The sequence below is a fragment of the Brakhagea slesvicensis genome (assembly GCF_052161625.1).
GTDB lineage: Bacteria > Planctomycetota > Planctomycetia > Pirellulales > Pirellulaceae > JBKCUI01.
Window position 1 is genome coordinate 897,058 of the sequence record NZ_CP197412.1, and the last position, 21,438, is coordinate 918,495.

Consider the following 21,438-nt stretch of genomic DNA (forward strand, 5'->3'; position numbering starts at 1 on the left):
TCGCGGTCTCCTTCCAATTCATCCCCTTGTTTATCACTTCGCCTGGAAACGCCCGCGCCATAACGCATCCATCCCTGGCGTCGTAGCCAACACCAGCTCAGCGAGCTGACTGGCATCTTCGGTGCGACCGATTGTTCGGAGCAATTGGACTTGCCGCGCTCGGCATTCCAACCAACCGAACGATCCAGCAGGAAGCGCTGTCGCCAAACGTTTCCACCTCAACTCCGCTCCCGCTTGCTTGTCCGGTACTCGGGATAGAACCAACGCTGAATAGTACGTCCACCAGGGATCGCGAGGATTGTTCGCTTCGAGCTCAAGCAATCGCTGCAGTCCTCCGCCAGAGGGGTCAGCATAATGATCCAACACACATTGCCAATAAGTTACCGATCGCCGAACAGAACGCATTAGCGCGGTATCATTCGCTGGATCCGAAGGCAAGGCGTCGCGGATGGCATCTACCAAACGTGTCAATTCCCTCCATTCCTCCGTCTTGCCGGAACTATTCGCGGGGGCGTTCCACAATTGAATGGCAGACTGTTGCGCCGGTACCCACGACACCAGCCACTTCGGTGCATCTGCAAGTTCACCAATCCGATCGGTAAATTCCCATCCAGCGGATCTCTGCCATCGCTTCAATCGATCCCATTCCAACGACATGTCTTGTGCGGAGCCTTTTACATTGGCACCGCTGGCACGCGACATCCAACGGTCCCATTTGTTTGCATCCGCAGTAGTTACAATAGAGGAGTCAAGCCAAGATTCATGAAGCAACCATGCATAAACACGAAGGGCTTCGAGCGCTCGCCTTGCGGCAAACTGGATGGCCTCCGGCGATGCAAGCCGATTGGCGCCTGAGCCGGATTCCCCTGCTCCGGATGCAAGCTTCTCCCATCGACCGACCCAAAGCTCGCACCAATCATCGATCTGATCGGTTCCAAGATAAAAATCCGCAAGCGAGTTGGCTGCGGTGGAGGCTTGCTCCGACGCCGGCCATCGCTCAAGCAGTTCTTTCCAAATTTCTGTTCGCAGCAGAAGCCAATCTTCGCGTTGCTCTTGTCTCTGTGCATTGGTGAGATCCGTAGCCTGGGAGAGCTTGGTCAATCCCCCCTGGATCATCGCGACCCCATTCATGGCGGATTTGGCTGCCAATTGCGAGTCGGGATACGTGACCGCGGCTCGATAAAACTCATTGGCCGAAGCCATCGAATCCCCTTGCAGTCCCCATAACGCAGCGATCTGCATCGCAAAGCTCATCGCACTATCGATGTCCTTTTGTTCGGAGCTTGCCAACTCCGCTTGCTGCAATCGATCGATCGCTTGCTCCCATCGCTTTCCAGCCAACAATTGCCGGACCTCCGCTTTGATCAACTCGTTGGCGATCGACGCGTTTCCCGCATTCGGTGAGCCGGCCATCTGAGGCGGATTCACGACACCCGGCGCAGAACGATTGGAGGCGATGAGCAATGCGTCGGCTCGATTCGACCAATACACGCCAAATCGATCCGAGATGTCTCGCTTGAGATCGAGTACCCGCTGAAGTGCTTGGGCGTCTGTTGCCTGGGCCTGTGCAAGCTCGATGGCAAAATGCTCAATTGCAAGACTTGGATCCGTCTGCCATCCGCCTCCTCGCTCCAGCCATTGACTCGCCCGTGAAAGATCTCCGGTCCTGCGCAGCGACTCCGATGCAATTGCGCAAAGAGTCGCTCTCCAACGATCTATCGCCTGCCCCCTTCCTTTCGCGTCCCAATCCGCCAAGGTGCGCTCCACCGTCTCGGCCACTTTGGAGTGTTGTTGCAAGTAGAGCCAAGCGCGACAGCGAGCGATCTCAATTTTAGGATACTCGCTCCATTGGATGCCAATTCTCTTCTCAGCTTCCTCCAACAACGCGAGCATGCTGGTGCCAACCGCCGACTGCTCTTCTTCGTTACCCCGGTACAAACTAGCCCGGAGGACGAGCAAATCGCATTGCAGCAACTTGGATTCGGCAATCAAGGAACTGACTTCCGTGACCGTCGGACTTCCTTTTTGTGGATTCGAAAACTTGGAGGTCGCAATCGACGCCGCATCCAGCTCGATGCGTTCAAGAATCTCGATGGCTCGGCGTATCTCGGTGAGAGCCCATTCCGACAGTGCGGTCCGTGTAGGGCTGGCGAGATAGGAGGAAACAGCGGACCGCAGCAGTAGCCAGCGGCAGCGCGCGGACTGAAATTGAACCCAGGGTCCACGCTCTCCCTTTCGCTCCCATTCGGCTTCCCGCTCCATTTCTTCCAGGAATCGGCTGAGCACGACCGGGTTGTCTAGCCAAAGGGAAGAATCGGAAATGCGCTGATGGGTGCTTGCTTCCATCCAAAGCATTCGCCAATGGGCTTTTTCATTGAAGGAATTCGACAGACTCGAATCGCTACCTCGCCGTTGGCAGATTTCGATGGCCACCTCATGCAAACCCGCCAAAGACATTTGCTCGATCAAAATACGATCGGGGTGATTTCCCGGCCAAGGAGTCCCATAACCTTGGATGCCATATACCAAGCCGCTTCCGATAGAATGCGATGCCAGCAGGACAACCAAGACCCAGGAAAAGAAGCGACTATCGGTGAGCATGGTGAAAACACTGTCTTCGCATCGCGGAGGACAAAAACGGGAATCTCGGGTCCGAATCTCTTGTCGTTGGGATCGAATTGCATCAGGATTAGATAGCTTCCCCAACCCAGCGGAGCGGCTTTTCCTCTCACGGATGATTTTATGCAAACCACCACCTACGCGGGAGACCTCCGTTCGAGAACGATTGGAGGGGATTCCCTTCCAGTCTGCAATCCAGAATTGCTCGATCGTTATCAGCATTTGCTGGAGGATCGCCGTCTGCAGTGGATGAGCTATCACAAATTGGATCGAGTGCTCGGCAGCGGTGGACAAGGTGTCGTGTTTCTTTCAGAACGCCGAGGTGCAGATGGCTTTGCACTTCCTGTCGCGATGAAAGTCTTCTCACCGGAGCGTTATGGCTCGCAGTCGGCTTATGACGAAGCGATGTTACGGATTGGCAAGGTCGCTTCGTGCGTCGCACGCATTCAGCATGAAGGCGTTCTCAGCGTTCATGATTTCATCGACCGCAATCGGATTCGACTGCTGATTATGGAGTGGATCGACGGATACGATCTCAAAGATTTGCTCCGCTCCGAAAAACTGTCTCGAATTCGCGGCAGATTGCCTTCCAAGCGTTGGGAATACATCAACAACGTGATCGCAACCGCCGGCCCGATCCATGCTCGATTCAAAGCGGGTGTCGCGGTAGCTGTCGTTCGCGACTGTTTGGCTGCTCTCGCAGCGCTCCATCGCGAAAACCTTGTGCATGGCGACATCAAACCCTCCAATATCATGATCAAGCGAACGGGGCATGCGAAACTGATCGATATCGGCTCGGCTTTTTCGATGGACAATCAACCCAACATTTTTACTTGCACCCCGGTCTACGCCGCTCCGGAGGTCCTAGAAAACGCGCAGGTCTCCCCTCGCAGTGACTTGGCCTCGCTCGGATATGTACTGGTCGAACTTCTCTCCGGCCAACCTTGCTTTTCGGAAACCGAATCCTATCGAGCTCTTTTAGAGCAAAAGCGATCGCTGCCGAATCGATTGCACGAGCTGTTGCCGCCGGAAGTCAGTTGCAACGCTCTTCTGATGAATTTCTGTCGCGGCCTCATTTCACCTGATCCGGCGAGAAGGTTCCCGAGTGCCGAAGCAGCCGAATTGCTTCAAGAGGGAGCGGCCTCTTTTCATCGGCAACTGGTGCTCAGCGATTTAGCTAGCGAGTACGATAACGACATACGAGTTTGGATTGAAGAACTCAAAGAGCTGGACGAATCCGAATGAATCGGTCGTTTTGAAATCCCTTGAAAGCAAAGATGCCTTCTCAATTATTCCGCAGGAAACCCCTCTCCTCACTCCAGAGCTCCCCCGATGTCAGCTCGAGCGGTCATTCGCTCGCCAAAAGTCTCGGATTGCTCGACTTAACGTGTTTCGGCATTGCGGCCGTCATCGGAGCGGGGATCTTCTCGACCATCGGAAAAGCCGCTGCGAGCGGTGGCCCAGCCGTTAGCGTACTCTTCATCCTCACCGCCGTCGCGTGCATGTTCTCTGCCTTGTGCTACGCCGAATTCGCTTCGCGTATCCCGGTCAGCGGTAGCGCATACACCTACTCCTATGCTACCTTCGGCGAAATCTGCGCTTGGCTCATCGGCTGGAACCTGTTGCTGGAATACGCGATAGGCAATAGCACGATCGCGTTTTCTTGGTCGGACTACTTTGTGAATCTTCTTCGAGGCATCCACATCCAATTGCCGGATTGGATGATTACCGATTACTACTCCTGTTCGCTTGCAGCCCAAGCCTCGGAGCCATCGGAGCGTCAGCAAGCGTTGCTCGCCGTCTGGAACAACGCGCCGCAAATCGGCGGACTACGGATCATCGCCGACTTACCCGCACTGCTTATCAACTTCCTCGTTTCGATTTTGGTGTTCATCGGAATCCAAGAATCCAAGGTGGTTGCGAATGCGATGGTGTTTTTGAAAATGGCCGTTGTCCTTTTGGTCATCGGCGTCGGGTTCTTTTATGTGAAGCCATCGAATTGGAGTCCCTTTGCCCCCAATGGGGTGACGGGGGTCTTAGCCGGTATTTCGTCCGTCTTTTTCACCTACATCGGTTTTGATGCAATCTCCACCACGGCCGAAGAATGTCGCAATGCAAAGCGCGACCTTCCCCTGGCGACCTTGTTGACGCTAGGCATTTGCACCTTGCTCTATGTGATCCTGTCCTTTGTGCTCACCGGGATGGTTTCCTACAGCGAGCTCAATGTGGAAGACCCACTCGCGTTGGTATTTGAGAAGTACGAGCTGCATTGGCTTGCAGGCATCATCTCGATTAGCGCGGTCGTGGCAATTACCAGCGTCTTTCTCGTATTTCAAATCGGTCAGCCGCGGATTTTCATGAGCATGGCTCGCGATGGACTTTTGCCAAAACGCTTTGCCAAAATCCATCCTCGATTTCGAACTCCCGCGTTTGCAACATGGGTAACCTGTCTAGGTGTTGCAGTGCCAACGCTATTCCTGAATGCCGACATCGTCCTCGACTTGTGTAGCATGGGGACTTTATTTGCATTCATGTTCGTTTCGGCAGGGGTTCTAAGACTCGAAGCGGATCCATCGGAGGCCGCGCAGTCGTCGTTCCGAGTCCCTTACATCAATGGTCGCTGGATCATGCCAGCCTTGTTTTTGGTCTATTCGTTTTCGACCCCGTCGATGCCTGAGAATCACCGAGTGTGGGACTTGTTGCATTGGAGCACTTTGGCGCAGTCTTTGTTCACAGATGCAACCAGCGATCCATCACGAATCCCATATCTTGTCTTTTACGTGGTCTTCGTAGTGCTTACGGTTGGCACCTGGTTGCACCGATGGTCGTTGATTCCTGTATTAGGAGTTTTGACCAATCTGTACCTCATCGCTGGAATCGGTCCTAAGAACTGGCTCTTGTTTTTGATATGGTGTTCAATCGGTTTCTTGGTCTATTTCCTGTACGGATACTGGAACAGCCATTTGCGGAGGAGTTTGTAGATTTTCATAGCGTATTCTGAACTTTTTATTGTCGTCGCCATGATCTTTGTGAACGGTGTGTTCGCATCGTATGAGATCGCGCTGGCATCGGTGAGCGTTGCGAGGTTGCAGTCCCTGGTGAACGACAAGCGTCGTGGAGCTTCCGCCTCGCTCTACATGAAGCAGGAGATTGAAAAGAGCTTGGCTGTGGTACAGCTCGGAATCACCCTGGTTGGCCTCATCGCTGGGGCAACGAGCGGCGCTAGCGCAACCGAGGACTTGGCACCTTTCCTCGAGACCTATGGACTGGGTGAGAGCACAGCAGAAATTGTCGCCATCGCTGTCGTCGTGGTTCCATTGACTGCGTTGACGATTGTGGCCGGAGAGCTAATGCCGAAACTTTTTGCACTTCGGCACAAAGAGTGGGTCTGTCTTCTCCTCTCCCCATCGATGCGATTCTTTTCCTTAAGCGTTCTGCCCATTGTTTGGTTTCTCGAATACTCCGCTTCGTCCTTGATCGATGTGATCGAGAAACTGATGCGTCCCAAGATGCATGCAGACTCCCGTGTCGAAGCATTGGAGCTACAGGAACTCAGGGCGATAGCCAGCATGGCCCGAGCGTCGCGACTCATCGGAGCTCGCGAAGAGAACATTATCGTCGGAGCCGCCCGTCTGTCGGTCCGTCCCTTGCGAGAGATTGCACTTCCCGCAGAGCACATTCGCATGTTGCATGCAGACGAAAACCTGGGTTCCAGTCTCATCGCAGCCCACTTGGATCTCCACACTCGCTTTCCTGTAACCGAAAAGGAAGGCGATCCACAAGGAATCGTTGGCTATGTGACCTTCAAAGACATCGTTACGGCCCTCAAACTCAGTCCGACAGAACCGACGTTGCGAGGGATTTTAAGAGAGATTCCCAGCCTTCAAGCCGACTTGCCTATCGCTACCGCCCTCGAGTTCCTCCTAAAAGAGAGGACACACATTTCGCTCGTTCGCGATAGCAAAGGGGACGTTCTCGGTATGATCACGCTAGAGGATATCGTCGAAGAGCTCGTGGGGGATATTCAAGACGAACACGATCAACTTCCCATCCATGTCATCCGATCCGGAGGGGGTTGGGTGGTCGGAGGGGGTGTAGCCTTGGCCCGCCTGCGCGATCTCACCGGTATCGATCTCGGGGTGACAGAGACACCTCGAAATCTAAGCTCATGGATCATGGAAAGACTCGGTCAACAGAACCTCCAGGGGAGCGAGACGATCCATTTCGAAGACGTCCGCATTCTCGTGCGCAAAGTACGCCGGCAACGAGTTCTCGAAGCCTATCTCTCGGTGCTTGCAAACTAACTCCAACTTGGGCTCGTTTTCCAAACTCCCGTGTTGGACGCAAAGTATTCACAGCTATCACAGCCGACTCAAACGCAAAGAGCCCCAGCGACTGCTGGAGCTCCTGCGTTAGACCAAGCGTCTAAGTCATTTTATGAGTCGTTGCCGACTGTTGTCTTATGAGCCGAAGCTCGGTGCAACTAGTTGCAACCGCAGCTTGGAGCTGGTGCTTCGCAGCATACGGGTGCTGGTTCGCAGCAGCTTGCTTTGCGGCTGTGAAGCTTGGCGAACAAGCTCTTGAGGTGGTGCTTGCGAGCTGGCTTGCAGCAAGGATCAACGTCGCAGCAGCTTGGAGCTGCATCGCAGCAAGGTGCTGGCGCTGGAGCTGGTGCTTGGCAGCAAGGTGCTGGTGCAGGAGCTTCGCAGCATGGTGCTGGTTCGCAGCAGCTGGACTTCTTGCAGTGGAGCTTCGAGAGCAAGCCCTTGAGGTGGTGCTTGCGAGCTGGCTTGCAGCAAGGATCAACATCGCAGCAAGTAGGTGCTGGCTCGCAGCAAGCGACAGGAGCTGGTTCACAACAAACAGGTGCTGGCTCGCAACAAGAATTCTTCTTGCAGAAAAGACCAGCGGAAGCGGTGGACGAGAAGCTAATTGCAACAGCAGCCACTGCCAAGGAAGCGATCAAACGACGCATGGATGTATCTCCAAACACAAACGAGGGTTTCATTTACCGCGTCCGGAACATTCTGGTTGCCTGCCTTCCTGGCCTTCATCCAGTCGCCATCGTCATGGATGGTCAATGACGCGAACTCCTAAGACATTCCCCAAAGAACCGGAAACGCAACCTAAATGGTAAGAATTGCCCAAAACTAAAGTGGGAAGCTCGGGACAACTTAACGGTTGTAACGGATATGATCAGGAACGCATCGAATCGCCCGGGACCGTTTTCACTCTCCAATATGGGAACCGACGAAGCTATGAAGGACACTGGATTCACGATCGTGGGACTTGGGGAAGTGCTTTGGGATGTCTTCCCCGATGGTCCTCGATTCGGTGGAGCTCCCGCGAACTTCGCCTCGACCTGCAAACAGCTTGCGGGTGAACGAGCGGATGCGTACGTCGTGAGCGCGGTTGGCCGCGATGCCCTCGGGGACGCCGCCCTGCGCGAGCTTTTCCGATTATCCGTGCATACGGAGTTGGTCCAACGAAGCGAACGGGAAACCGGGCAAGTGCTCGTGGAACTCGATTCCCAAGGCAAAGCGTCCTATCGGTTTATCGAACATCCGGCCTGGGACGAGCTTGCTTGGACCGATGCTGCCCGCAAGCTCGCTGTGCAAACCGACGCAGTCTGCTTTGGCACCCTAGCTCAGCGTTCGCAAACCTCCCGTCATTCGATCGAACAATTCTTGGATCACTGCCCCGAGAAATCATGGAAAGTGCTCGACCTGAATTTGCGTTTCCCGTATTTCACCGAGGAGTGCATAGTGGCCTCCCTAAAACGGGCCAACGCCCTCAAATTGAACGAAGACGAACTTCCTGTGGTCGCGGAACTACTCCAAATCAAAGGAAACGATCGCGAGATCCTTGGAAAGCTCCAAGCCATGTTTCGGTATCGATTTGTCGCGCTGACAAGAGGGGCACACGGCTCAGCGGTTCAAGCGGACCGGTGGACGGAAATGCCCGCGAATCCCGTCGCGATCAAGGACACAGTTGGGGCCGGCGATGCATTCACCGCCGCACTCGTCCTCGGTGCACTCTTGCAGCACCCCTGGGATCGAGTCCAATCCTGGGCGACCGATGTCGCTGGCTATGTGGCTTCCCAAAGCGGTGCTACTCCGGCATTGCCAAACGAACTTTGTTTACCACAATAGCGTCTCCTCGGTCCGGGAACGCCCAGCCGAAGGCAAATCACGAACAGCGGCAACCATCCTTCAAAACAACATGTCGATCATTCAAGAACTTCAGTGGCGAGGCCTCATCCATCAATGCACCGATCTCGATGCCGTCACCAAACAGCTTGAATCGCCCACGGTCGTGTATGCCGGATTCGATCCAACTGCGGATTCCTTGCACTTAGGTCATTTGTTGCCATTGACCTTGCTCCGCCGCTTTCAACGCGCAGGTCATAAACCGATCGCCCTGGTCGGTGGCGCCACCGGAATGATCGGAGACCCCAGCGGTAAAAGCGATGAACGGAACCTCCTATCGAAAGAGCAATTGGCCAGCAACGTCGACGCCATTCGATCGCAGATGACCAAGTTCTTAGACTTTGATGGAGACTCAAGTGCTCGGCTAGTCAACAACTTCGATTGGATGCACTCGTTCTCGTACCTCGACTTTCTACGAGATGTGGGAAAGAACTTCCCCGTCAACGTCATGCTCAACAAAGACAGCGTAAAAAGCCGTCTTGAAAGAACGGACAGCGGACTGAGCTATACCGAGTTCAGCTACATGCTTTTGCAAGCCTACGACTTTGTCTACCTTGCCAAGAATATGGACTGCCGGTTGCAATTGGGCGGAAGCGACCAATGGGGAAATATCACCGCCGGAATCGATCTCGGTCGCCGCATGCTCGGGAAACAACTTTTCGGACTGACCAATCCATTGCTCACCACATCAGACGGAAGAAAGATGGGGAAAACGGAGCGAGGTGCGGTTTGGCTGTCAGCAGACCGAACCAGCCCCTATGAATTCTTTCAGTACTTCATCAACGTCGCCGACGCCGACGTCCTTACCGTCATGCGATTCCTATCGGACATTCCACAGGAAGAGTATCTCCAAATCGAATCCGAACTCGCATCGAAACCAGGAGAAGCCCAACGACGACTGGCGCAATCCGTGACGCAAATCGTACACGGCCAAGCAGGGTTGGAGTCCGCACAGCACGCATCGCAAATCTTGTTCGGAGGCGAAATTGATCGCTTGTCCGATCGCGAATTGATGTCCATATTTCAAGACGTCCCCAGCTCGACACAATCGAAAGCGATCCTCGCCACAGGGCTTGGTATCATCGATGCACTGGTGGCCTCCGGACTCGCCCCGAGTAAAAGTGAGGCGCGACGAAGTATCGAAGGTGGGGGGGTCTACATCAACAATCGGCGATGCCCCGGAATTGATAAAGTACTAGGGGCGGATGACCTCGCTAGCGAATCAGTGATCGTGCTTCGAAGCGGCAAAAAGAAGTACGCATTGCTGCGATTCGAATAGCCGCCATGTGTGCCGATCATGCACACGCGACACATGTCGTGGCCCACGGAAGCACACTCAAACGTGCTTTCGGAATCGATTTATGACATCGCGAACAGCGACCGTACTCCCCTTTTGCAATGCGATCCAGAGCCAAACGGATGTCACCGATCTCCTTCTCCGTTGCCCCTTCGAGCGCGACCAGGGTTTCTTGATTCTCAAGAACCACCGCATTCTCGCTCCAATCGCTGTCTCCAGGTTCGCGCAGTTTGTTCTCTAGCTTTTCTGCGCGATCCATCAATTCCGATAGCTTGGCTTCCAAGTTCGCTTTCAGTTCGGCAAGTTCTTGTTCCGTCATTATGTCATTTCATTGTTGGAAGGAAACATTTGTTCGAGCTACCTTACTTTTCAGCAAACCTAGTCAGCAAACTCCGTTCCCAAATGGGCCTAGATCAACTCCCTTTGTTAGCTTCTTTAGCAAACAGCATCGGCGCGAACTCGCGCAAACTTCGACGCCAAGTCTGCCATTCATGGGCCGTCTCGGGAGACAAGTAATAATGGCTGTTGATCCCGGCATCTCGCAAAGCTTTCGTCGTCGCTTCTGGGTCCCCTCCGCGGCGAGGAGCTCTCCCATCACCAACCTCTTTGCTCCCGTAACTGACAAAAACCAACTTCACTTTGTCTCGAAAGCCCTCGGTCTTGTTGACATCATCCACATTGATCGTTGCACCGCTGAAAAGCCCGATATGCGAGAACTTATCCAAATGCTTCAGAGTGATCGCTTTCGTCTCCATACTTCCCATCGAAAGTCCAGCCATCGCGCGATGGGGCTGATCGGAAAGAGTTCGAAAATGGGAGTCGACGTAAGGCACAAGCTCATCGACGAGTACTTTTTCGAAGTGCTTGATGTCAAAGTTCGCCATTCCCCCCATGCGAACTTCATTGGTCATCCCGTAAGTCATCACGATGATGAATGGTTTGGTTTTCCCTTCGGCAATCAAGTTATCCATGATCAGCCCTGCATGCCCTTGAGCCCCCCACCCATACTCGTTCTCACCCCAACCATGTTGTAGGTAGAGAACCGGATAACGCTTTTCCAAATCTTGGTCGTACCCCGGAGGCGTGTAGACGAACGCGCGACGCGTCGTATCAGTGCTCGGCGAGAAGAACAGAACCTCGCGAAGTTGACCGTGTGGTACGTTCTTAACGCTGTAAAACGCTCGGTCTTTGGCAGGAACTTCTACACCGCTCCCCCATCGCATGGCACCGAAGAAGTACTTGCTGTTAGGATCGGGGACTTCTGCTCCATCAATTTTGATCGTGTAATAATGGAAACCTTCGTCCAATGGGCGTGTGGTACCGGTCCAGACCCCTTTGTCATCTTTCACGAACTCGCTGCTATCTCGGAAACTGCAAGAAACGCTTTTGGCATCGGGAGCCACAACTCGAATCTGCACCCTCCCCTCCGAATTGACCCGAGGGTAGTCCTTCCCTTCTTGATTTGTTGAAGCAGGCCTCCAGTCGTCAACAGACGCAACTTCTTGCGCCTGCGACGACTGAAAAGGGAAGTCAAATGGGACAGCGGCGACTGTCACAAACGAATAGAGCAGAAAAGATCGCAACATAGCTTTTTCCATTGCACGAGAGGAGGAGAAGAGCCTGGCCGAGAATTGTACCAAGACCGCCTAGAACACGTCCGACGATTAAAGGTTTCGGAGAGAATTTGAATTTCTTGAAAGTTGTGATTAAGCCTCCACGGTTTGCTAATCAAATGTTCTCACGTACCGCGGCCACGCTGAAGTATGGCGACAGAGCTTGTGATCGAAGCTGCCATAACTTGTATCGCAGCCCTTCAAGGTGTAGAGATTCCGTCATGGAGGAAAACTGGTCACTCAATACGGGAGGACACCCCCTCTTCACCATGGCTAAAGGGGATTCTTTAAGGAAGTGCGTGTTTAGCCATTCGGCGCATCATTGAGGAATTCTGTCGGTCTACCTCCGCATGGCAGGAGCCCAATTCCATTCCATCTACGAAGAGTAATCGTCCATCATAAGAACGAGGCCCCAACTCATAGATGCTTCCATATTGCAAAACAGTCTCCGAAGGCTTACCCGCCCCCTAAAACCACCCTAACCCATCCATCGTCCGCTCCTTGGATTCTCTACGCCTGTGTGGCTCCTCATGCCTGTGTGGCTCCTCATGCCTGTGTGGATTCCTCATGCCTGAGAGTCTCCAATCTCGCCCCCTTTTCTCCTATGTATCTTGGCGCCCAACCCCTCAATAGATGGGAACCCCTCAATAGATGGGTGCCTTCTATCTCAATAACCCCTCAATGGGGGCTCAATAGATGGGTGCCTTCTATGGGCTCAATAGATGGGTGCCTTCTATTGAGCCTCTTCTATTGAGCCTCTTCTCAGTAGGTGGGTCTCAGTAGGTGGGTGCCTTCCACTCTGCGGGTCTCAGTAGGTGGGTGCCTTCCACTCTGCTAGGTGGGTGCCTTCCACTCCGTCGTTCCATTCCCAGTGGCGAAATTCCAGTCGCGAAATTATAGTGGGATTGATCGGTGGGTGCCTCCTATTGAAAGTGCGGAACTAACGGTAGGAAGGCCACCGCCATTGCTCGCTCCTTGTCCGTGTATTCCGTGTCGTCCGTGGTTGAGTCATTCCATGCGACTCAGGCCAAGGTAAATACCCCTCCAAATGATGGGTGCCATCTATTTGCTGGGTGCCTCCAATTTAACTCGCTCCCAACTATGGATGTCCCCAACTCAGCTCCAACATGCGAATCGTATACCTGATTCTTTCCATCTTGGGATTCGTTGCACCCATGATTTGTTTCGGCATTCACTTCAGTTCGCGTGGTGACTCTGCTTGGTCCGAATTCTTCGCAGCCCCTTATGCTACTTGGGTGATTTCGGGCTTCTCCTGGGATCTCATGATAACCGCAACTGCAGCAACCATTTGGATGTATCAGGAATCAAAGCGCCTTCGAATGAAGGGCTTTGCCTGGCAGGTGCTTCTGATATTCACCGTGGGAATCTGCTTCGCCCTCCCAACTTTCCTTTACCGGCGCGAATCGCATCTGCACGGTTAGACGACATGCGTAACTCGATTGCACTGATTGCCTCCTCGTTTAACGGCAATCCCGTCCAACAACTTCTTAAATCGCGACACTTGCATGGATCAGGTTAAATCACCATCAACGCCAGCAGCGAGTAGCGACCTTTCTCGGAATGGATGCACTTCCCCCTTCTTCCATGCACTGCCCCAGTCCTCCGTACAAAGCGTCTCTTCCAGATGCACTGCCCCCTCAAATGGAGCCCTCCTAATCATTGGCTCCTCCACTTGCGTGCCCCCAATCTCTTCTTTCTTCTTTCTTCGCGCCGTAGCGCCTTGGCGAGAAACCTCCTCGCACCAATCCTCTCTCCTACATGGGTGCCACAATCTCTCCAGAATGCTCGCATTCCCCCACTCCAAAATGTTCTTCTATTTGGTTGCAACCCGCTCCCCCATCCCATAACGTAATAGGATCTACACCCCGAACCTCTGGAGAGATCCATCATGTCCAGCACGCTCCGTTCTGAGCAATTCGTTAGCAACGAAATCTGCCTTGTCCATTGCTACAACCGCTGTGTCCGTCGCGCCTTTCTGGCCGGCTTCGATGAGCTCACCAGCACAGACTACTCCCACCGAAGAGAATGGATTCGCCAAAGACTCGAATCCCTTGCCTCCGTCTTTGGTATCGACGTTCTCGAATATGCCGTCCTATCCAATCACCTCCATGTCGTCCTCCGCAATCGTCCCGACGTCGTGGCTACTTGGTCTGACCAAGAAGTTGCCACACGTTGGCTGCGACTCTTTCCTGGTACCCGGATCCTCGATGTCTTGGCCGAGGCCAACGAAGAAGATGTCCGAAGCGCCGTAGCCGATCCAGAAAAGATCAAAGAGTATCGAAGCCGACTCTCCGATATCTCTTGGTTCATGCGCTCTCTCGCCGAAGTCATCGCCAGGCGAGCCAATGCAGAAGACAAATGCACCGGTTGCTTCTGGGAAGGCCGATTCAAAGCCAATCGGCTTCTCGATGAAGCCGGTTTGCTCGCATGCGCCATGTATGTCGATCTCAATGTCCTCCGCGCGAATCTAGCCGAAACGATCGAACTCTCCATCCACACCTCCGTGTACGATCGTCTCCAAGCTGCCAACGGTGCAATGATCGAATCGACGGCTCTGGATCGTGTTCCTTTATCGAAGGAGGAATCGATCAAACGGAGGACCAAGATGACGGTGGAGGAGCAGAAGAAGGCTCGTCAGAACCGTGGCCCCCGTCCTCTGGTCCCCAGAGACGCTTGGCTGGCCCCCTTCACGCTCGACCCCAAGGTGAACTCGTTGGATCCAGAGCCCTGCACCAACGGCCTGCGAGCCAGCAACAAAGGGTTCTTGAACATGAACCTGGAAGACTACGTGAAGCTATTGCGTTGGACAGCGGAGCAGAAGGGTCATCCTCCTGGGAAATTGCATCCGGTCCCCGAATCCTTGAAGCCCTTATTCTCTGGGCTGGGAGTCGAACCCAGCATGTGGTGCGACTTGGTATGGAACTACACGAAGTACTTTGGCACCAGCCGCTGTAGTGGAAGTCCCAAGTCGATGGTAGCCGACGCGGAGCGGACCAACAATCGCTGGAGTCGCGGCCAGCGGCTCGTCGCCGCTTGCTTCGCTTAGCGGCCCTCGGTTAGCAGAAGCTTGCTTGGCCTAGCCGCTCGCTCTGTTCCCCCCCCTCGCGGTGCCCACTCCACCATGGCGCCATGGCGAGAGACCCCTCTCACCTCGCCCGAACTCCAGCACTGGGCCATGTTCGCTGCTGCGCACTTCCTGGCCCATCGGCCGCAACCCTGTCCAAATTGTCCCCAAATCCCGCATCCGCAGCCCCATTCTTCCCCGCACAGCTCCCCCCCGATCTCCCGTTCCCCCCAGATAGGTGGGTGCCTCCTATGGTGATGCCTCCTATGGTGATCGCCGATAAATGGGTGTCTTCTATTTACTGGGCTGGGAGTCGAACCCAGCATGTGGTGCGACTTGGTATGGAACTACACGAAGTACTTTGGCACCAGCCGCTGTAGTGGGAGTCCCAAGTCGATGGTAGCCGACGCGGAGCGGACCAACAATCGCTGGAGTCGCGGCCAGCGGCTCGTCGCCGCTTGCTTCGCTTAGCGGCCCTCGGTTAGCAGAAGCTTGCTTCGCCTAGCCGCTCGCTCTGTTACCCCCCCTCGCGGTGCCCACTCCACCATGGCGCCATGGCGAGAGCCCCCTCTCGCCTCGCCCAAACTCCAGCACTGGGCCATGTTCGCAGCTGCGCACTTCCTGGCCCATCGGCCGCAACCCTGTCCGAATTGGCTCTAAATCCCGCATCCGCAGCCCCATTCTTCCCCCCGATCGCCCGTGCCCCCCGCGCAGCTCCCCCCGATAGATGGGTGCCTTCTATTTAATAATAGATGGGTGCCTTCTATTTATTCTATTTACTTCGATGATGTTCCAGGTTGCATCCCATAGCAGTCGAAGGATCGTCATGGCTCCTTTAACGGTCTGAGTCATCTGCAATGCCTCGATCGCAAAACGCTCGAACATGATGGTGAAGCGACTGTGCGGCTCTGCCCAAGGAACAGCGACCGACTTGACGCCATGCTCGGGACACTTCACGCGAGGCACGCGACCAACGAGGATGGTTTTGAACTGACATGAGTCCAAATGCCGCCACTGTCGTTCCTCTCCGTGGTCGTAGCATGAGAGATTCTTTTTACAATCCGGGCAGCAGAACGTGGTACCTCGAGGATGCTCCACACGCACACGAATCTCTTGGGAAGGCATGTCAAGTTTGACCTCGGAGACAGTCCATGGAGCGGTTAGGCCAAGTATCTGTTGGTAGAGCTCTTTGTCTTGCATTTCAGTGGGGTCCTTTCCCCTGAAATTATACCACTACCTAAAGTAATGCCGGATGGACCGAAAAACATTCTATGTCCCATCAGAACTTCAGTGCAAGCGACGCGCCATTAATGCATGTCATATTTGCCGACGTGCTTAACAGCTAGATCGCTAGTATTGAATGGTCGACGCATTAGAGGCCGACGAGTTCGAGGAGTTTGAGGGCATTGGTGGTAGGGGTTACTCCAGGCCGCATCTTGTAATCAAAACGCATGATTTGCTTCCCGTCTACTTGCTCAAAATACTCACGAAAATGCACGATCTGTGCGTACGTTCGCATTTGATCGCTGGATGCCAATTCCAAATCATGGGTGCTGGCTAACACAATGCACCCTAAATCGATCAGTTTCCTCAATACCGAATCGACTGCAATCTGACGCTCACGCGAATTCGTGCCTTGCAAGATCTCATCAAGCAAGACCAACAAACGATGCCCCCCCTCTCGATCCTCTTCTGCCGCCTTGTCGACCACCCGCCGAAGCCGTTTCAACTCCGCCATAAAAAACGACACACCGTCCTGCAACGAATCCTGAACTCGAATGCTCGACGCGATGTCCAGCGACTCACTCACCCAGCTTTTAGAACAAACAGGTGCACCTATCCTGGCCAGCAATACATTCACGCCGATCGATCGCAACAATGTCGACTTCCCCGCCATGTTACTTCCCGTCACCAACAGCAGTCGCTGCTTTTCTTCTATTGCAAGGTCGTTCGGAACACGCTGATCGTCGCGGAGCAAGGGATGCGCAAGGCCAGTCGCTCCAATCATCTTCCCTCTTGGGCCAATCGACGGATAACTCCAATCCGAATTTTCATCCGCAATCGTCGCTGACGACGTAAGCGCCTCTAACTTTCCGATCGAATCAATCCAGCGCGGTGCCAGGGACTGATAACTTTTTTTCCAACGTTCCAATCCCTCCAAGACTCGGACATCCCACAAGATCGAGATTTGCAAAATGACATACGGAATGAAAAACAATGGGCTCTTTTGGAAACCTGCCAGCGTCATCCAATACTGCAATCTGCTGATTCCATGTGACGCATCGGAGCGAGAATCCCCGGGCGAGAGGAGTGATTGGTGAATGGTGTTCAACATAGAACTTTCCCGAGGCATTCCTGCTACACATGTGACCCAGTCACTCAATAGCTGGAGCTCGCGATTTGCATATCCAATGCGGTTGAACAGGTCATGAATTGGCCCCAAGATGATCATCGTGAGAACAAAATTTATGGCCAACCCAATCAGCAAAACGCTTGCCCCCACAAGCTGCCCCACACCGAATCCCACAACGAACGCCCCCACCAATCCGAGCGTTCCAAGGATCACGAGCGAGGGTCCTAAACATGCGAGGCCATATACCCAGCGTCTCCCCTTAAAAAAGTCGGGAGATGAAGCCCACTCTGCAATAGCTTCGGGATAGGTCCTTTGAGATCGCAGTCCGCAGGCGATTCGGTAAAAATCCAACCTCCACACCCTAGCGAGCGACAGCTCTCGAACCGCCTCCTGCCTTGTATAGATCTCTTCCGGGCTCGCCCACTCGGTGAGCCACCGAGCCAATGTTTCGGCTCCCGTCCGTGTCATCGCAAGCGACGCCCACCGAAACAAACTTCTCTCACCGAACACATCGAGATCCTGCGTCCACTCCGCAGTGTATGGAGCCACGTAGTCTTCAGCAGGTAATGGTGCAATCTCCTTCCAGTTACGATTGCACCGATGAATCAGTCTCTCCAATCCGAACATCTGCGAATGCAGATTCTGCATTCGGTACTGGATCGTTTCATACCAAGTCGCAAAAAAGAGAAACACTCCGATGAGCAGAAGTCCTACTTTCCATGTCCAACTTCCGAGCGATGGCTCCGCGACTCCTACCACAATCATGGCCAATCCCGGAATTGCCGATCCAACTCGGCATCGAACCAGCACCTTGGACAACCGCTTCGAGCGATCGATGGTTTCCTCAAACGATGCAACAAGCGACTGGTAGGTATTGACCGCCAACTCCGAATCCGATGTCATGGCAATTCCTTGCGAAGGCTCTGACCTTGATGAGAATCGTGAGCCAAGCAAATCTCACGAGTCATTTGAATATCCCTCAATAACTGTGCACGCAATGCCTCGATCGACGGAAACTTTTGAACACCTCTTATCTCCGAGAACAGTTCCAATTCGATCGAAGCGCCATAGAGATCTCCGCTAAAGTCAAGTAAATGCGCTTCAACCTTTTTGGCCTCCTCTCCAAAAGTCGGGTTAGGGCCTATGTGCAGTGCGACAGGCTTGTGCAACGCTGCCTTCGCAACATCAGCTCCCCCTCGAATGCCTGACACGCGTGCTGCGTAGACGCCATGTGCTGGGACCAGGACTGAAATCGCGTCGAGATTGGCTGTGGGGAATCCCAAAGTTCGGCCTCGCTGCGCGCCGGTCCCCACGACACCATGAATCCGGTACGGTTGTAGCAACAATCGATTGGCGGCTTGAACAGCCCCCATCTCGATTTCTTTCCGAATGCGTGTACTTGAGATCCAATCCCCTGAATCCGTTTCCACTGACGCCAACTCAAACTGAATGCCCATTTTGCGGCATTGCTGATGGAGATAGTCGACATCCCCCTGCCGGTCCCGTCCAAACCGGAAGTTCGGGCCTTCGATAATCCCTTTCGCTCCCAAAGCTCCCACGATGACTTGATCGAAAAATTCCTCTGCAGAAAGCTGGAGCAGCTGATGCGAGGTCCTGAGTGCGACAACGAAGTCCGCCCCCGCTTCTCTCAGCAATCGGCATTTGGAGTCGTGCGTCGTAAGGGGCTTCGGAGCCAGGTCTGGACGAAGAATGCGTAGGGGGGGCGGATCAAAGGTCACCAGCACCACGGGTCCATTCAACCGCTTGGCCATCGTTCCCAGTTGCATCAACAACCGGCGATGACCGCGATGCACACCGTCAAAATTCCCGATTGCAATCGCGCCACCCTTCGCATCCGAGGGTAATGGTTTATCAAAAAACATCAATTGGTCCATTTAAGTGGGCGCATTTTGAATGGTCGTTAGATCGCGATCGGCCGAAGCAATACGTTCAGATCGTGGTTGAACCCGAGGCCAAAAAAACAATCCCGTGAAAAGAGTGATCGCGACACCAGAAAGCACATCCGAAAAATAGTGTGATGCGCTTTCAACTCGTTGCACCGAAGCTACTACAGCGAGTGAGACAAAGAACCATTTCCCCCGCGGATAAACAGTTGTAAGAGCGATGGCTACCGCCATTGCGGTCGCTGAATGTCCAGAAGGAAAACTACGGAAATGCTCATCAAACCAAGAACCAGATAGAGGGGTGCCCCAAACGTCCAAACTGTGATCGGGCGCGAGCTCGATCGGCAGCAGATCAATCGCGTTGGGCCGAACACGGGGCACTATCCCTTTTGCTGCGTTTGCGATCGCCCCGCATAACAGTACGAAAGCAAGTCCGATTAGAAGCCTGGACCGATTTCGGACATCCGTCCATAGCAAGCAACCGAAGACAAATGCGATCGTTAAGAAATGTGCGAACGCTTCGCTCATCTGGATGAACTTGTTGAGATCACCAGGTATTTTCAGGGAACGGAACCAATAGGAAAGCTCAAGATCCCAAGGCAAACACAGAACGGCCATGCCGATGCAGGCAATCAATAGGAACCAAGAACGCATGCGACTTCGCGAATCGAGCACGGTTGAATTCCCGTTGTCCCAATAACTGAGTTGACAGATCAAACCACCGGGTTGAGTTCGTAGGTGCGCGAGTCGCTTTTCCCAGACAGATGATTCGCTTGGGCGATGCCGTAAAGCTGTTGTCCGACGGGGGTTGGATATTTGCCGGTAATGCAGGCTTGACACAAGTGGTTGGAGGGGAGATCGATTGCCCGAGCGATCGACTCGACTGGCAGATAGCGAAGGGAATCGCAGCCAAGCTGTTCCGCCATCCGATCTTGGCCGGCCTCTGTAAGCATCCCATTTTCTAGAAACTTCGGTGCAAAGAGTTCGTCGATGGTCGACATATCAATGCCGTAGAAGCACGGGGCAATAATCGGCGGACAAGCGACACGAACATGGATTTCCTTCGCTCCACCGAGTTCGCGAATGCGATGAAGAAGTACTTTCATCGTGGTCGAGCGCACGATGGAATCCTCAACAAGAATCACACGTTTGCCATCGAGCACTTCGCGCAAAGGGGTGTACTTGCTCGACGCTTTCGCTTTGCGAGCTCGACCTCCTTCGATGAACGTCCGACCGCTATAACGATTGCGAATCAATCCTTCGCGAGAAGGAATCCGCATGCGGTACGCCATCGCGTCGGCCGCCGCTTTGCTTGTATCGGGAACGGGAACGACAATGGTGTCATTGTCGATCGGAATCTGGTTCCTAGAAAGCTCGATACGAGCCAATTCTTCGCCAAGCCTAGTTCTCGAAAGATAAACGCTTCGTTCGTCGAGTGTGCTCGCTACGTTGGCAAAATAAACCCACTCGAAGAAGCAGTGGGCAGGTTTGGGCGTTTCGCAAAATCGTTCGATTTGTATTCCATCGGGGGTTACCAAGATCGCATGACCTGGCGGAACCGACAGAATGGCGTCCCTGTCGAAGCCGAGGTTGAGCAATGCGACGCTCTCGCTCGCTGCCGCAAAGAGCCGGCCGTCGGTAGCGTAACACAGCGGTTTGATCCCAAGTGGATCGCGTGCGAGGAGCATCTCTCCCTTTGCATTCAAAATCGCTATCGAAAACGCTCCATCGAACTTCTTCGCCGCAGACGCGAACACATCGATCAACGAACGATTGGCAGAGAGCGTCAGCTCGCGTCCAAGTTCGTGCATGATGATTTCGGTGTCGGTATCTCGCGCGAGATGGTGCTCTCCATCTTTCATCAATCGATCGCGAAGATCGGTATAGTTCGCTAGCTGTCCATTGAAACAGAAGCTGAACCATTTGTTTTTATGGATATGCTGCCGCTCGAACGGTTGTGCATAGCTGCGGTCGTCTTGGCCGCAGGTAGCATAGCGGACGTGCCCGATCGCAGCGCGGCCCGCATAGGCCTCCATGATCGCCTCGCTCTTTCCGCGATGGGACAGTCGAAAGACCTCCGCGACCGTTCCGATATCCTTCATCGTGTCGAGAATGAGCGACCGATCTGGATTGTAAGTTGTCATCCCCGCCGCGAGTTGTCCGCGGTTTTGGATGTCCTGCAGCATGCGAGGAAGCAAATAAGAGATCGAGTCGCGGCCCGCATCGGGGCTCAGACGGCTTTCTTCACCACCGGGTAAGTGATAAATGGCCGCAACACCGCATTCATGGTGCAGTTCGCTCATGAGATCGGATCAAGCCTCGACTAGCAGGAATTCGAGCAAAGGGGACTGGGTTTGT

General features: G+C 53.9%; 17 protein-coding genes. 9 read left to right on the plus strand and 8 right to left on the minus strand.

Features of this window, described 5'->3' with window-relative positions:
• Positions 1–33: 33 nt before the first annotated feature.
• Positions 34–2,601: a hypothetical protein gene (locus tag SH467x_RS03465; protein WP_482369899.1), complete on the minus strand. Its 2,568-nt coding sequence runs from the start codon at positions 2,599–2,601 to the stop codon at positions 34–36.
• 141 nt (positions 2,602–2,742) lie between these two features.
• On the opposite strand from SH467x_RS03465, the gene SH467x_RS03470 reads away from it, so the two are divergent.
• The 6 genes from SH467x_RS03470 to tyrS all read left to right on the plus strand — a co-directional run bounded on the left by SH467x_RS03470 (position 2,743) and on the right by tyrS (position 10,107).
• Positions 2,743–3,864 carry a serine/threonine-protein kinase gene (locus tag SH467x_RS03470; RefSeq protein ID WP_482369900.1) on the plus strand — a complete coding sequence of 374 codons (1,122 nt, stop codon included), beginning with the start codon at positions 2,743–2,745 and terminating at the stop codon, positions 3,862–3,864.
• Between the two features lie 32 nt (positions 3,865–3,896).
• The gene (locus tag SH467x_RS03475; RefSeq protein ID WP_482369901.1) at positions 3,897–5,600 is read left to right on the plus strand and encodes an amino acid permease; all 1,704 of its coding nucleotides are present in this window, start codon (positions 3,897–3,899) and stop codon (positions 5,598–5,600) included.
• Positions 5,601–5,627: 27 nt separating this feature from the next.
• Positions 5,628–6,923, plus strand: a complete 1,296-nt coding sequence (locus tag SH467x_RS03480; RefSeq protein WP_482371337.1) for a hemolysin family protein — start codon at positions 5,628–5,630, stop codon at positions 6,921–6,923.
• A gap of 300 nt (positions 6,924–7,223) precedes the next feature.
• A complete protein-coding gene (locus SH467x_RS03485; protein WP_482369902.1) occupies positions 7,224–7,703 on the plus strand; it encodes a hypothetical protein in 480 nt (159 codons plus the stop codon).
• 108 nt (positions 7,704–7,811) lie between these two features.
• On the plus strand, positions 7,812–8,771 hold the full coding sequence (locus SH467x_RS03490) for a carbohydrate kinase family protein (RefSeq protein ID WP_482369903.1): 960 nt from the start codon (positions 7,812–7,814) through the stop codon (positions 8,769–8,771).
• A gap of 70 nt (positions 8,772–8,841) precedes the next feature.
• Positions 8,842–10,107 (plus strand): tyrosine--tRNA ligase, encoded by a 1,266-nt coding sequence (gene tyrS / locus SH467x_RS03495; RefSeq protein WP_482369904.1) that lies wholly within the window; start codon positions 8,842–8,844, stop codon positions 10,105–10,107.
• Positions 10,108–10,123: 16 nt separating this feature from the next.
• On the opposite strand, the gene SH467x_RS03500 is transcribed toward tyrS, so the two are convergent.
• Complete coding sequence (locus SH467x_RS03500; RefSeq protein ID WP_482369905.1) at positions 10,124–10,444, minus strand: TraR/DksA family transcriptional regulator; 321 nt, start codon at positions 10,442–10,444, stop codon at positions 10,124–10,126.
• Positions 10,445–10,538: 94 nt separating this feature from the next.
• The gene (locus SH467x_RS03505) at positions 10,539–11,711 is read right to left on the minus strand and encodes an alpha/beta hydrolase-fold protein (protein ID WP_482369906.1); all 1,173 of its coding nucleotides are present in this window, start codon (positions 11,709–11,711) and stop codon (positions 10,539–10,541) included.
• 1,154 nt (positions 11,712–12,865) lie between these two features.
• Between SH467x_RS03505 and SH467x_RS03510 the strand changes: the two genes are divergently transcribed.
• From SH467x_RS03510 to SH467x_RS03520, 3 genes are all read left to right on the plus strand, one after another.
• Entirely contained in the window at positions 12,866–13,180 is a 315-nt protein-coding gene (locus SH467x_RS03510) for a DUF2834 domain-containing protein (protein ID WP_482369907.1), read from the plus strand.
• A 467-nt stretch (positions 13,181–13,647) separates the two neighbouring features.
• On the plus strand, positions 13,648–14,805 hold the full coding sequence (locus SH467x_RS03515; RefSeq protein WP_482369908.1) for a transposase: 1,158 nt from the start codon (positions 13,648–13,650) through the stop codon (positions 14,803–14,805).
• 342 nt (positions 14,806–15,147) lie between these two features.
• Complete coding sequence (locus tag SH467x_RS03520) at positions 15,148–15,294, plus strand: hypothetical protein (RefSeq protein WP_482369909.1); 147 nt, start codon at positions 15,148–15,150, stop codon at positions 15,292–15,294.
• A gap of 267 nt (positions 15,295–15,561) precedes the next feature.
• Here SH467x_RS03520 and SH467x_RS03525 read toward each other — a convergent pair whose 3' ends face one another.
• The 5 genes from SH467x_RS03525 to SH467x_RS03545 form a co-directional block, all read right to left on the minus strand.
• Positions 15,562–16,023, minus strand: coding sequence for a transposase family protein (locus tag SH467x_RS03525; RefSeq protein WP_482369910.1), 462 nt, complete (start codon positions 16,021–16,023; stop codon positions 15,562–15,564).
• A 172-nt stretch (positions 16,024–16,195) separates the two neighbouring features.
• Positions 16,196–18,079, minus strand: a complete 1,884-nt coding sequence (locus tag SH467x_RS03530) for a MutS-related protein (protein WP_482369911.1) — start codon at positions 18,077–18,079, stop codon at positions 16,196–16,198.
• Positions 18,076–19,059 carry a bifunctional riboflavin kinase/FAD synthetase gene (locus SH467x_RS03535; protein ID WP_482369912.1) on the minus strand — a complete coding sequence of 328 codons (984 nt, stop codon included), beginning with the start codon at positions 19,057–19,059 and terminating at the stop codon, positions 18,076–18,078. Before SH467x_RS03535 ends, SH467x_RS03530 begins: the two co-directional genes overlap by 4 nt.
• Positions 19,060–19,071: 12 nt before the next feature.
• Positions 19,072–19,734 (minus strand): phosphatase PAP2 family protein, encoded by a 663-nt coding sequence (locus SH467x_RS03540; RefSeq protein ID WP_482369913.1) that lies wholly within the window; start codon positions 19,732–19,734, stop codon positions 19,072–19,074.
• A 59-nt stretch (positions 19,735–19,793) separates the two neighbouring features.
• Positions 19,794–21,383 (minus strand): amidophosphoribosyltransferase, encoded by a 1,590-nt coding sequence (locus SH467x_RS03545; RefSeq protein ID WP_482369914.1) that lies wholly within the window; start codon positions 21,381–21,383, stop codon positions 19,794–19,796.
• Between the last annotated feature and the right edge of the window lie 55 nt (positions 21,384–21,438).

What these genes read in the sequence shown, in the direction of transcription:
- SH467x_RS03465 (WP_482369899.1), bottom strand. Translation starts at nt 2,601, where the DNA reads ATGCTCACCGATAGTCGCTTCTTTTCCTGGGTCTTGGTTGTCCTGCTG.
- SH467x_RS03470 (WP_482369900.1), top strand. Translation starts at nt 2,743, where the DNA reads ATGCAAACCACCACCTACGCGGGAGACCTCCGTTCGAGAACGATTGGA.
- SH467x_RS03475 (WP_482369901.1), top strand. Translation starts at nt 3,897, where the DNA reads ATGCCTTCTCAATTATTCCGCAGGAAACCCCTCTCCTCACTCCAGAGC.
- SH467x_RS03490 (WP_482369903.1), top strand. Translation starts at nt 7,812, where the DNA reads ATGATCAGGAACGCATCGAATCGCCCGGGACCGTTTTCACTCTCCAAT.
- tyrS (WP_482369904.1), top strand. Translation starts at nt 8,842, where the DNA reads ATGTCGATCATTCAAGAACTTCAGTGGCGAGGCCTCATCCATCAATGC.
- SH467x_RS03500 (WP_482369905.1), bottom strand. Translation starts at nt 10,444, where the DNA reads ATGACGGAACAAGAACTTGCCGAACTGAAAGCGAACTTGGAAGCCAAG.
- SH467x_RS03505 (WP_482369906.1), bottom strand. Translation starts at nt 11,711, where the DNA reads ATGTTGCGATCTTTTCTGCTCTATTCGTTTGTGACAGTCGCCGCTGTC.
- SH467x_RS03510 (WP_482369907.1), top strand. Translation starts at nt 12,866, where the DNA reads ATGCGAATCGTATACCTGATTCTTTCCATCTTGGGATTCGTTGCACCC.
- SH467x_RS03515 (WP_482369908.1), top strand. Translation starts at nt 13,648, where the DNA reads ATGTCCAGCACGCTCCGTTCTGAGCAATTCGTTAGCAACGAAATCTGC.
- SH467x_RS03520 (WP_482369909.1), top strand. Translation starts at nt 15,148, where the DNA reads ATGTGGTGCGACTTGGTATGGAACTACACGAAGTACTTTGGCACCAGC.
- SH467x_RS03525 (WP_482369910.1), bottom strand. Translation starts at nt 16,023, where the DNA reads ATGCAAGACAAAGAGCTCTACCAACAGATACTTGGCCTAACCGCTCCA.
- SH467x_RS03530 (WP_482369911.1), bottom strand. Translation starts at nt 18,079, where the DNA reads ATGACATCGGATTCGGAGTTGGCGGTCAATACCTACCAGTCGCTTGTT.
- SH467x_RS03535 (WP_482369912.1), bottom strand. Translation starts at nt 19,059, where the DNA reads ATGTTTTTTGATAAACCATTACCCTCGGATGCGAAGGGTGGCGCGATT.
- SH467x_RS03540 (WP_482369913.1), bottom strand. Translation starts at nt 19,734, where the DNA reads ATGCGTTCTTGGTTCCTATTGATTGCCTGCATCGGCATGGCCGTTCTG.
- SH467x_RS03545 (WP_482369914.1), bottom strand. Translation starts at nt 21,383, where the DNA reads ATGAGCGAACTGCACCATGAATGCGGTGTTGCGGCCATTTATCACTTA.